A 10,802-nucleotide genomic window follows, 5' to 3' on the forward strand; every position below is an offset into this window, starting at 1 on the left:
GGCCTCGGCGGGCCCGGGGCCGGCGCCGGGTCGGAGACCGCGCCGGAACCGCAGCCGGTCCCACGCCTGTCGCACGATCAGGACCGCGCCGATGGGCGGCACCAGGATCCCGAGGAGCTGGAGCCAGCTGACGATCGAGCTCCACACGCCGGTCAGCGCGACGACGGAACCGAGGAGGCCGAGGACGACCACGAGCGGACGCATCCGCAGCGGGGTCGTCCCGGACCAGCCCAGCGCCGCGTTGTAGAGGCAGTGCGCCGCGACCGAACCGAGGTTGGTGAGGGTGAAGAGCACGGCGAGTGCGGTGATCCAGGCGCCGTGTCCGGCGAGCAGCCCGAGGTAGGAGCCGCCGTCGGTCTCCGGCGCGACGGCGCTCCCGGTCGCGACGACCGCGCCACCGACCAGGTAGGCGACGGTATTGGTGAGGGGGAAGGCGGATGCGGTGGCCCACACGGCCGACCGGCCGTTGCGACTCCAGCGGGTGAAGTCGGCCGTCATGGTTCCCGAGTCGACGAACCCGGCGACGACGATGCCGACGGCGGACCAGAAGGTGATGCCGTGTCCGTGGCCTTCGAAGGCGAGTGCCTGGGAGACGCTCGCGCCCTCTCGTGCCGCGTACCAGAAGGCGAGCGTCGCGGTGACGAGGAAGAGCGGCACGCCCAGCAGGCCGACGGCGGACAGGGCGCGGATACCGGCGGCCGTGAGGCCGATGTAGACGGCGGCGCCGAGGAGGGCGCCCCACAGCGGAGCCCAGCCGAGGACCTGGTGAAGGGTCGTACCGGTGAGGCCCACCTGGTAGGAGAACCAGCCGATGACGACGGTGGCGAGGAAGCCGGAGACCAGGGCGCGGCCGCGTGGTCCGAAGACCGCGGCGGCCTGCTGGGCGAAGCTGCGGCCGGTCCGTCCCGCGTGGTGGCTCAAGGCGCCCACGTAGGCGAAGAGAAGGAGGTTTCCCGTGAGGATCGCCCAGAAGCCCTGTTCGAGGCCGAGGTTGTAGACGATCAGGCCGCCGAACACGGCGTTGCCCAGGCACATGGGGAAGCCGGCCCACACTCCGGCGACCGAGAGCAGGCTCTTCCTGGCGTGGACCGGTACGGCGGTGTGCTCGTACTCCTCGCCTGCGGTGTGGTGTTCACGGTCGGTGGCGGAGGCGGTGGCCATGCGAGGTCCCTTCGGAGGGGCGGGCGGGTGCGTGGAGCCGGGCGGGCGGTGGGGCGGGGCCGGGCTGCGGGGCCGGGCTGGGCGTCAGCCTGAGGTGGGGCGCTGGGACACGTGGGCGGAGACGACGCGCCAGCCCTGCGGAAAACGGATCCAGGTCTGCGTCTGCCTGCCCGTTCCGGGGACGCCGTCGCGGACGAACAGCGTGGTGGTGACGCCCATGTCCGTGCCGAAGGTGGTGACTTCGGTGCGCACCCGGGTGCGGTCGAGACCGACGGCGGGACGTGCGCGCCGGAAGGCGGCGATCTCCTCGGTGCCGAACAGCTCCTCCCCGGCGCCGACCCGGACCGTGTGCGGGGCGTTCCAGAAGAGTGCCTCCAGGACGGGGACGTCGTTGCCGGTGAGCGCCGCCTCGTACGCGTCGGCCAGCGCGCGGACCTCGGCAACGGTCCCGGGCAGGTTGACCTGACCGGCGGCGGGCGACGAGGTTGCCGTTCCGGCCGGTCCCGGGGACCGTCGCGCGGTCACCGGGCCTCCGCGGCGGGGGCGCCCGATGCGCTGAGGGCCGAAGCGGCGGAGGCCGGAGCGGGGACGCGCGCGAGGGTGGCCCAGTTGGCCAGGAACGCGTAGGCGGGGCCGAGCGCGTTCATGGCGACGACGCTCACCCACGCGGCCCAGACGTTGCCGTGGTCGTAGCCGAAGCCGCCGAAGTAGGTGGCGAAGAACGAGGCGAACCCGAGGAACATGCCCGGGACGAGCGAGATCGGGCGGAGCCGGCCCGCGTACATCAGTGCGGTGTTCAGCACCAGGATGACCGCGCCGAGCAGGGCGTTCTGGGCCAGTCGCCCGCCGCCGACGTGCGGGGCGAGGTGCTGGTCGACCAGCACGATGGCCAGCGCGAAGGCGGAACCGACCGGCATGGCCGCCCACAGGCGTCTGGCGTTCGCGAGGCTGGGACGGCCCATGAGGTGCAGTCCCGCCCAGGAGATGAAGATCGCCCACGGCGGCAGGCCGAGAGCGGTTCCGCCGACGAAGGCGGTGGTCGCGGCGAGGACGGACGCGGTGATCTCGTGCGGGATGCGTTCACTCATAGCGTGCTCCTGACACAACGGAGGGAGGGGGGCACCACGTGCGGTGCGGGATCGGTGTACGGGCCTCGACGGCCGGGCACAGCACGGACCGGGCGGCCGCGCCGACGGCTGGGCTCAGGCGACCCGGACCCGCCGGACGGCCGCACCGCCGGCGAGGACGCCCGGGGCGTCCGTGACATCCGCGATACCGACGGCCTCGGGTTCCGGTGCGTCGAGGAGTTCGGTCGTGCGGACGGTACGAGCGACGACGCGGCCTCGCTTGACGACCAGTCGACGGTCCGGGCGGTCGGCCAGTACGTCCGCGTGGCGGCGGGTACCGAGAACGACCAGGTCGGCCCGGGCGCCGGGGTGTATCCCGTAGCCCTCGTGGACACCGGTGACACGGGCGGCTTCCGTGGTCGCCATGGCGAGAATCCGTGCGGTGTCGGACGGGCTCCCCATGTGGCAGGTCTGGGCGAGGAGCAGACCGATGTCGAGCATGTCGGCGTTGCCGAAGGGGGTGAAGGCGTTGCGGACGTTGTTGGAGGAGTACGAGGTGACCACCCCGCCGTCGAGAAGTTCGCGTACCGGGGTCACACCCCGGCGCACGGCGCGTGTGTCGCCGCGTCCTCCGATGTGCAGGTCGGTGGCGGGCAGCGCGACCACCGCGACCCCCGCTTCCGCGAGCCGTGCGACGACCTCGGCCCGCTCGGCGGACGGAAGGGCGGCGAGCGAGGTCACATGCCCCAGAGTCACCCGGCCGCCGAGACCGTGCCGGAGTGTCGCTTCGGCGATCGCCCCCGCGAGGGCGAAACGGCCGTCGGACGTGTCGTCGGCGAAGTCCGCGTGCAGGTCCGCCGGTACCCCGAACTCGACGGCGAGGCCGAGCACGGTGTCGATGTGGCGGCGACAGGCGTCGGGGTCGGCCTCGTTGTATGCACATCCCCCGACGACGTCCGCTCCCCGCCGGAGCGCCTCCCTCAGAAGGTCGTAGGTGCCCGGCGCCCGCTCGATGCCCTCCTGAGGGAAGGCGACGACCTGAATGTCTACCAAGTGGCGCTGGCTCTCGCGGAGTTCGAGCATGACGTCGAGTCCGGTCAGACCGCCTATCGGATCGACGTCCGGGTGCGCGCGGATCAGGGTGGTGCCGTTGCCCACGGCCCACCGGAGCACCCGCAGCGCGCGGGCACGGACCGACGCGTGGGTGAACTCGCGCTTGAGCCTGCCGGTGACCTCGATGGCACCGGTGAGCGTCCCCTCCGGATTGGGACTCAGGGTGTCCAGCAGCGCCTTGTCCAGGTGCAGATGGGGCTCGATGAATCCGGGGACGACGACGAGCCCGCCGCAGTCGACGGTCTCACGGGCGGGCGTCCCCGCCGCGACCTCGCCCACCAGGGCGATCGAGCCGCCCGAGACGGCGACGTCCACCGGCGGGCGGCCTTCGGCGATCAGTGCGCGGCGCAGTACGAGGTCGTACACGGCTTTCCCCTTCTGACGGCCCGGAGTCCCGGATCGGAGCCGACGTCATCGCGACGTCCAGAAGGTGTATACAGATGCCGCGTTACGGCTTCCGGCGTCGTGTGTGACGCCGCTGTTTCCGACATCTCGCAACGCCCCGCCGCGCCTCCGCCGCGCCAGAACTGCCCTTCTGGCAGCCCGCTTGAGGACTCGTCAGCGTTTCGTGCGCAGACGGTAGGCGGCCTGGGCGCGTCTGATGTGGTCGGCCACCCGCTCGCGGGCGGCGACCGGGTCCTGGCGGCGCAACGCCTCCACGATGGCCTCGTGTTCGGCCCAGGAGTCCGGTGCGCGCCTGGGAAGTTCCACTGAATACACCCACGAGATCTTGTATCCGAGCTGGGCGACGAGCGCGGCCATGGTCGGGCTGCCCGACGCCTCGGCGAGCACTTGGTGGAAGCGGGTGTTCAGAACGGCGAGCCCGGACGAGGAGCCGGCCTCCAGGATCTGCCGGGCCTCCGCCAGCAGCAGTTCGAGCGTCGCGAGGTGCACCGCGGTGCGGCGGGTGGCGGCGCGCTCGGCGCCGAACGGCTCGATGAGCAGCCTGATTCCCAGCAGGTCCTCCGCCTCCTCGTCGCCCAACTCGGCCACGAATGTGCCTCCGTAGGGACGCGAATGTACGAATCCCTCGGATTCCAGGGTGCGCAGGGCTTCGCGTACGGGGATGCGCGAGACCCGGTAGCGCGCCGCCAGTCGTTCCTCCGTGAGACGGTCCCCCGGGGCGAACACCCTGGTGATCACGTCGTTTCTGAGGGCGTCGCACACCGCTTGCCCCGAGTCCCGCCTCCGTACCGTGCCGACTTCGGCCATCGCTCCGCCTCTCAGGGTCCGGCCGGCACGAAGGGGTTAACCGGCCTGTAACGGTTGTATGCAAAGGTCAGCGCCATGAGCGTACTTCAGCCCCACGACGGTGCGACCGAAGGCTTTGCCTACCTCGCCGCGGAACGCGGTGCGACCGCCTGGGGGTTGCTCCCCAACGCCGCTTCCCGCCCCGTGCTCACGGTGAATTCCGGCACCGCCGTGTGCCTCGACACCACGAGCCACGAGGGCATCCTGCCGGATCAGGGACGCGACCCGGTGAAGTTCTTCGCCGAAGCCGGCATCCACGAGCGGGACATCCTCCGCGACGCCGTCGAACTTGCCGCGTCCGCAGAGCCGTTCGACCCGGAGGTGCAGGGGCCTCACGTGGTCACGGGTCCGGTCGCGGTCCGCGGCGCGCGCCCCGGCGACGTACTGGAGGTCGAAGTCCTGCGGCTGCGGCGGCGCACCGACTACGGGGTGATCAGCAACCGGCACGGCCGCGGCGCGCTGCCCGGCGAGTACCCGGTACCAGGGCCGGACCACGAGGACGGTCTCCCGGTACCGGCCGTTTCCCTGGTCGCCCACGTCGACCCGGACGGCCGCGGACGGCTCCCGGTCGGCGACGGGCGCGACATCCGCTTCCCGCTCGCCCCCTTCCTCGGCATCATGGGCGTCGCTCCCGCGACGGACTCGCCCGTCCACTCCGTGCCGCCCGGCGCGCACGGCGGCAACCTGGACATACGGCTCCTCGGTGAAGGGTCGCGCCTCTTCGTGCCGGTCCAGGTGCCCGGGGCGCTGTTCTACGCGGGCGATCCGCACTTCTCCCAGGGCGACGGGGAGGTCGCGCTCACCGCCTTCGAGGCTCCGCTGCGCGCCACGCTCCGGCTGACCCTCCACAGCGACGAGCCCGCTCGGCGGCTCGCGTCCAGGCTCGCCGGCCCGTACGCCGAGACCGCCGGCCATTACCTGGTCACCGGCCTGGACGAGGACTTGGACGAAGCCGTCCGCAAGGCGACCCGGTCGGCCCTCGCCTACCTGTCCGAACGCTGCTCGCTGCCGGGCGCCGTGGCGCTCGCCTATCTGAGCGCTGCGGTCGACCTGCGCATATCGCAGGTGGTCGACCGGGTGAAGGGCGTCCATGTCTGCCTGCCGAAGGCGGACCTGCACCCCCTGCTGACCGGCGCTTCCTCCTCGGCGGGGCGGGCCCGATGACCGCCGTCCGCACCTCGCCCGCCACGGATCCCGCCCCGCTACCGCTCATCGGGCCGTACGTCCCGTGGCTGCCCGTACCCGACCTGCCCGAACCTGCCGCGGCCCAGGGGCTGTCCGGTGCCCGGATCGCGGTCAAGGACGTCATCGACTTCGCGGGCACGCCCACCGGCAACGGCCACCCGCTCCTGCTCGCCGAAGCCGTACCCGCGACCCGTCACGCGGACTGCCTCGGCCGCCTGATCGCCGCCGGAGCCGTCCCGGCGGGCAAGGCCCACACCGACGAACTGGCCTACAGCCTGGGCGGAACCAACGCCCACTACGGCGCGCCCGCCAACCCGGCGGCGCCGGGGCACCTCTGCGGCGGCTCGTCCAGCGGGACCGCCGCAGCCGTCGCCGGACGCCTCGCCGACATCGGACTCGGCACGGACACCGCCGGTTCGATCCGGGTGCCCGCCTCCTACTGCGGCCTGTACGGACTCCGCCCCAGCCACGCCCGCGCCGACCTCACCGGTATCAGTCCGCTGGCCCCGTCGTTCGACACCCCGGGCCTCCTCACTCGTTCCCTGCCCCTGTTGCGGGACGCCGCGGCGGCCCTGCTGGCGGGCACGGAGGCGGATGACCGGGCGCCGCTCCGGGTTCTCGCACCGGCCGACCTCTGGTCCCTGGCGACCGGTCCGGTCCGCGCGGCACTGGCGCCTGCACTCGACCGGCTCGCGGAGGGACTGGGACTGCCGCTCGACCGCTCCCCGCTCTTCGACGACCTGGCTCCGGTGCAGCACACCGGTGCACGGGATGCCTTCAAGACGGTGCAGGCGGCGGAGGTCTGGCGGGTCCACGGCCCGTGGGTGACGCGGGCCCGTCCGGCCTTCGGCCCCAACGTCACGGAGCGGCTGCGTATCGCCGCCGTTGTGGACGGTGCCCGGGAGGAGGCCGCCCGGGCCCGCGTCGCGGCCGTCGCGCGGTGGCTCGGCCGTCGGCTGGACGGTGCCGTGCTGGCCATTCCCGCCACGCCGACCCCCGCACCCGCCCATGCCTGCGCGTCGTCGGCGGACCGTGACGCCCTCCTGGCGCTGACGTGCCTGGCGGGGCTGGGCGGTCTGCCCGCCCTCACCGTCCCCGGCCCCCGGGCGGAAGGACTACCTGTCGGGCTCTGTCTGCTGACCGTCCCGGGCGGGGACGAACAACTCGTCTCGGCGGGCATGTCGATGGAGCCTGGACGCGCATAGCGGGGATGGCGCGGTCGAGTTCGGCGTGAGCGACGGCCTCGGGCTCCGGGCCACCGCGCCGGCCGGTCCCCCACGCGTCGGGGGAGGCCGACTCGTCCGCGGTGGGTCGAAGTCCGAGACGTCGACGTCTTCGGCAATGCGGGGCCGCTCGGCAGAATCCGGAAGTGACCGGGCGCCCCCGCACGAGTCCCAGCACCTGGACCAGTTCCCGAACGGGGTTGGGTCGTCGCGGCGTTGTCCTCCTCCCAAGGACCGGTCTTCCGGCAGCCGGTCGCGACCCGACCGCATGACGGTCGCCCCCGTCGACGACATGCATCGGGGCGGCGTCGCCGGGCCGGGAACGCACCGTCGGAGCGGCTGATGTGACGTCCCACAGCACCTGCGCCGCCCCGCCATCCGGCCTCGACGGCAGCTCCTCCCCGTGAACGGCTCCCGAGCCGCCGGTCACCCGACGGTACGAGGGTGGGCACACCGGACCAACCGGATCGGGCCGGGCTGCCGGTCGGGCGTTGCGGAGGCCGTGCGTCGGCAGCCCGCGTCAGGACTGCAAGGAGGCCCCCTCCCGGGCGCGGGCTCCGGACCGCCCGGCGATCCGGAGCCCCTGCGTGACGACCCCGTACGGAAATCAGCGCCGCCGGGCAGGGCTCGACCAGCCTGAGGCGGTTGGCTGCCTCGACCCGCTCGACGACATCGTGGACCCGAACGATGCGTTCGCCCAGCAGACGACCCGCCTCCGGACAACGAGCCACCACAGCGACCTGGCCCGCTGCATCGCCGGCTCATCGGCCGGTCCGTCACCCGAAGCGATCAGGGCCGAAGGCGGAGCGTCCCCAGGTGCGGCCGGCCGAGGCACGGGAATCCCCCGGTGGGATCGGCCCACGTGCCGGAACGGTTCACCTCCGCCCGCGCGGAGAGCACGCGGCGCAGCGAGCCCGCGAGGTCGGAGCCGACGGTTCACCTCGACTCGCGCGGAGAGCACCCTTCGCGGCCTGCCCTTGTCCGACAGCTCTGCAACTCCTTTACCGAGCGTCGCCACGCCTGCTTCTCGTCCCCGCTGGCGTAACCCGGCAGTGTAAAGATCGCCCCATATATCGGTGGCCAGTTGGGCTACTCGGGGCGGTTGTCAGCGGTCAGTGCTATCTCTGTGTTCATGCAGACATTCGGTGGAGCGGGGACCTCTGCGCACTGCCCCGAGCTCTGCGTCGGCGCCGTCTCTGCCGATGTCCGCGACGAACCCTGCGCCGCCCTCGCCGCCAGCACCAACGTCGGCATGGCCGTCCTCACCCACCCCGCCGACCGCGAACAAGGCTTCCAACTCAGGACCGCGGGCACCCGCGGACGCGAACCTGTCGGCTTCCACGGACTCGCCCTCATCACCTCCCGAGAAAGTCAAGAAATGGCAAACCCCCTCTAACGCCCCAGGTCAAAAAGGGTCCTCTCCGCGCGAGCGGAGGTGAACCGGTGGACGAGATTGAGCACAGGGCTGGACGGAGGTCCTCTCCGCGCGAGCGGAGGTGAACCGCCTCCCACGACGTCCACGCCGAAACCGGCGACGTCCTCTCCGCGCGAGCGGAGGTGAACCGTCGACGGTGTAGGGGAACGGGTCTCCCTCGGTGTCCTCTCCGCGCGAGCGGAGGTGAACCTTTCTTGAGTTCGCTTTTCCTCCCCGAATCGGGGTCCTCTCCGCGCGAGCGGAGGTGAACCGCTGAACGCGCAGCTCGATTCGACCGCGAAGGAGTCCTCTCCGCGCGAGCGGAGGTGAACCGCCGAGCATCGACGTCACGTTCTCCCTGGCGGCGTCCTCTCCGCGCGAGCGGAGGTGAACCGCAGGAATCGGACGCGGCCCGCCGCGCGGCCGAGTCCTCTCCGCGCGAGCGGAGGTGAACCGCGGAACTTGCCCAGCTCCTGCGACGCCGCCAGGTCCTCTCCGCGCGAGCGGAGGTGAACCGTTGCCGATGACGTAGCCGATGCCTTCGCCGTCGTCCTCTCCGCGCGAGCGGAGGTGAACCGCGGGCGCCGCCGTCGCGGCCGACGCCGCCGAGGTCCTCTCCGCGCGAGCGGAGGTGAACCGTCGGGTACGCGACCGTCACCGTCGAGTGCACTGTCCTCTCCGCGCGAGCGGAGGTGAACCGAGCGCGGACGCCCGGCGGCGGTCCCAGTCGTGGTCCTCTCCGCGCGAGCGGAGGTGAACCGGCCGCGGCCGAGGGTCCGGCCCCGAAGTGGACGTCCTCTCCGCGCGAGCGGAGGTGAACCGCTCCTCACCCGGTACACCACGGACACCGTGGCGTCCTCTCCGCGCGAGCGGAGGTGAACCGATCGTCAAGCTCACAGAAGGCGTGAACGGGAAGTCCTCTCCGCGCGAGCGGAGGTGAACCGACCACGGCCATGCGGCAGCTGCTGCACCGCCGGTCCTCTCCGCGCGAGCGGAGGTGAACCGCGCTCCGGCGTCCACCTCATCACCCCCGCCGAGTCCTCTCCGCGCGAGCGGAGGTGAACCGGTGCCCCTCGGCGGCCGTGCGGTCCCGAGCCCGTCCTCTCCGCGCGAGCGGAGGTGATCCGCCCAACGTCAAGGTGATGAACGACCCGTTCAGGTCCTCTCCGCGCGAGCGGAGGTGAGCCGCAGGCGCCCGCCGGCGCCCGGCTGATGGGCGCGTCCTTTCCGCGCGACCGGAGGTGAGCCGTACAGGTGGGCCGGATTGCAGCACGGCGGGTTGTCCTTTCCGCGCGAGCGGAGGTGAGCCGGCGCGGCGCTGCTCTCCGACCCAGGAGCCCAGGTCCTCTCCGCGCGAGCGGAGGTGAGCCGACAAGCTGGTGGACGGACACCCAGCGGCGGGTGTCCTCTCCGCGCGTGGCTGCCGGTGACGCCCTCATCGCACCGAGCGTCAGCCGCCGCCTGATCGAGGAGTTCGCGAACCGTCCTGCGGCAACTGCCCCTCCGCGGCGACTCGATGGCATCACCGAACGGGAACGCGAGGTGCTGACACTCGTCGGAAGCGGCTTGTCCAACAACGAGATCGCGGCCGAACTGTTCATCGGTCACGCCACCACCAAGACCCATGTGGCGCGGCTGCTGACCAAACTCGACGCCCGCGACCGTGTCCAGATCGTGATCATCCCTTACGGAGCGGGACTGGTGTCGTCCTCACCATGACCCGACAGCAAGCAGGTCACCGCAGGCCTGCGATCCGGCCCACCGCCGCTCACGACAACGAGGACGCCTGCGGGCCCGGCTGTTCTCGATCGCCCCCGGCCACCGGGGACCTCAGCCAACGCACTGATGACCGCCGAAGCGTTCCCACTCTGCTGTGGCGTGCAGGAATCGACCGATTGATGAGCAAGATCGAAGTCGGAACGCACCTGTGCAAGCGGGACGACACCGCCCTGTTCCCGCACCTCGACGGCTGTAGGAGCGTCGGCGTCCCGCTGCCGCTCCACGGAGATCGTCAAGATCGTCTCGACGGTGTCGGCCGGCTCGGTGACCAGCGGTCGGGTGGCGGTGACCGTGCCGCTGATCACCTGGGCCGCCCCGGCCTGGCTGGTGGACGCGGCAAGGCTGGGAGCGGATTGACTGCGGGTGAGAGCTGCGTCGAGGACGGCCTTGTGGTCCGGAGCCTCGACGCGCCGGGCCGGTCGTCGCCCCACGGCTCGTCGCCCCCTGCGAGTCGCGCCCGGCGTCTTGTGCCGCAGGGCCTCCGGCACCACTGGAGCATGCCGACAACGCCAGTGGCAGCCATAGCGGGAGGACCGGCCCCCGGGCCGTCCGCACCCCCCACCTTTCTACGCGGCCGCGGCCGCTGCCGCCCCGGGCGAGGGCGGCAGC

The 10,802-nt window shown here is 72.2% G+C and carries 8 protein-coding genes and 1 pseudogene; 4 read left to right on the forward strand and 5 right to left on the reverse strand.

Annotated features, from left to right (window positions below; translation table 11 throughout):
• From ACFWEP_RS24735 to ACFWEP_RS24755, 5 genes are all read right to left on the reverse strand, one after another.
• Positions 1-1,161: purine-cytosine permease family protein (locus ACFWEP_RS24735; RefSeq protein WP_387372985.1), on the reverse strand; the 1,161-nt coding region annotated here is incomplete at its 3' end.
• An 84-nt stretch (positions 1,162-1,245) separates the two neighbouring features.
• Complete coding sequence (hpxZ, locus tag ACFWEP_RS24740) at positions 1,246-1,686, reverse strand: oxalurate catabolism protein HpxZ (protein ID WP_387372987.1); 441 nt, start codon at positions 1,684-1,686, stop codon at positions 1,246-1,248.
• Positions 1,683-2,249, reverse strand: coding sequence for a DUF1097 domain-containing protein (locus ACFWEP_RS24745; protein WP_387372989.1), 567 nt, complete (start codon positions 2,247-2,249; stop codon positions 1,683-1,685). The genes hpxZ and ACFWEP_RS24745 overlap by 4 nt, the downstream gene beginning before the upstream one ends.
• Positions 2,250-2,363: 114 nt before the next feature.
• The gene (locus tag ACFWEP_RS24750) at positions 2,364-3,707 is read right to left on the reverse strand and encodes an amidohydrolase family protein (RefSeq protein WP_387372991.1); all 1,344 of its coding nucleotides are present in this window, start codon (positions 3,705-3,707) and stop codon (positions 2,364-2,366) included.
• 192 nt (positions 3,708-3,899) lie between these two features.
• Positions 3,900-4,553: a GntR family transcriptional regulator gene (locus tag ACFWEP_RS24755; protein ID WP_387372993.1), complete on the reverse strand. Its 654-nt coding sequence runs from the start codon at positions 4,551-4,553 to the stop codon at positions 3,900-3,902.
• A 75-nt stretch (positions 4,554-4,628) separates the two neighbouring features.
• On the opposite strand from ACFWEP_RS24755, the gene ACFWEP_RS24760 reads away from it, so the two are divergent.
• The 4 genes and pseudogenes from ACFWEP_RS24760 to ACFWEP_RS24775 all read left to right on the forward strand — a co-directional run.
• Positions 4,629-5,756: an acetamidase/formamidase family protein gene (locus ACFWEP_RS24760; protein WP_387372995.1), complete on the forward strand. Its 1,128-nt coding sequence runs from the start codon at positions 4,629-4,631 to the stop codon at positions 5,754-5,756.
• Positions 5,753-6,982, forward strand: coding sequence for an amidase family protein (locus ACFWEP_RS24765; protein WP_387372997.1), 1,230 nt, complete (start codon positions 5,753-5,755; stop codon positions 6,980-6,982). The genes ACFWEP_RS24760 and ACFWEP_RS24765 overlap by 4 nt, the downstream gene beginning before the upstream one ends.
• 1,150 nt (positions 6,983-8,132) lie before the next feature.
• A complete protein-coding gene (locus ACFWEP_RS24770) occupies positions 8,133-8,396 on the forward strand; it encodes a type I-E CRISPR-associated endoribonuclease Cas2 (protein ID WP_387372998.1) in 264 nt (87 codons plus the stop codon).
• Positions 8,397-9,830: 1,434 nt separating this feature from the next.
• Positions 9,831-10,133, forward strand: a pseudogene (locus ACFWEP_RS24775) (response regulator transcription factor); the annotation flags it as partial.
• Positions 10,134-10,802: the final 669 nt, after the last annotated feature.

This window comes from Streptomyces sp. NPDC060198 (assembly GCF_042728415.1).
Classification (GTDB): Bacteria; Actinomycetota; Actinomycetes; order Streptomycetales; family Streptomycetaceae; genus Streptomyces.

What these genes read in the sequence shown, in the direction of transcription:
- ACFWEP_RS24770 (WP_387372998.1), top strand. Translation starts at nt 8,133, where the DNA reads ATGCAGACATTCGGTGGAGCGGGGACCTCTGCGCACTGCCCCGAGCTC.
- ACFWEP_RS24745 (WP_387372989.1), bottom strand. Translation starts at nt 2,249, where the DNA reads ATGAGTGAACGCATCCCGCACGAGATCACCGCGTCCGTCCTCGCCGCG.
- ACFWEP_RS24760 (WP_387372995.1), top strand. Translation starts at nt 4,629, where the DNA reads ATGAGCGTACTTCAGCCCCACGACGGTGCGACCGAAGGCTTTGCCTAC.
- ACFWEP_RS24755 (WP_387372993.1), bottom strand. Translation starts at nt 4,553, where the DNA reads ATGGCCGAAGTCGGCACGGTACGGAGGCGGGACTCGGGGCAAGCGGTG.
- ACFWEP_RS24765 (WP_387372997.1), top strand. Translation starts at nt 5,753, where the DNA reads ATGACCGCCGTCCGCACCTCGCCCGCCACGGATCCCGCCCCGCTACCG.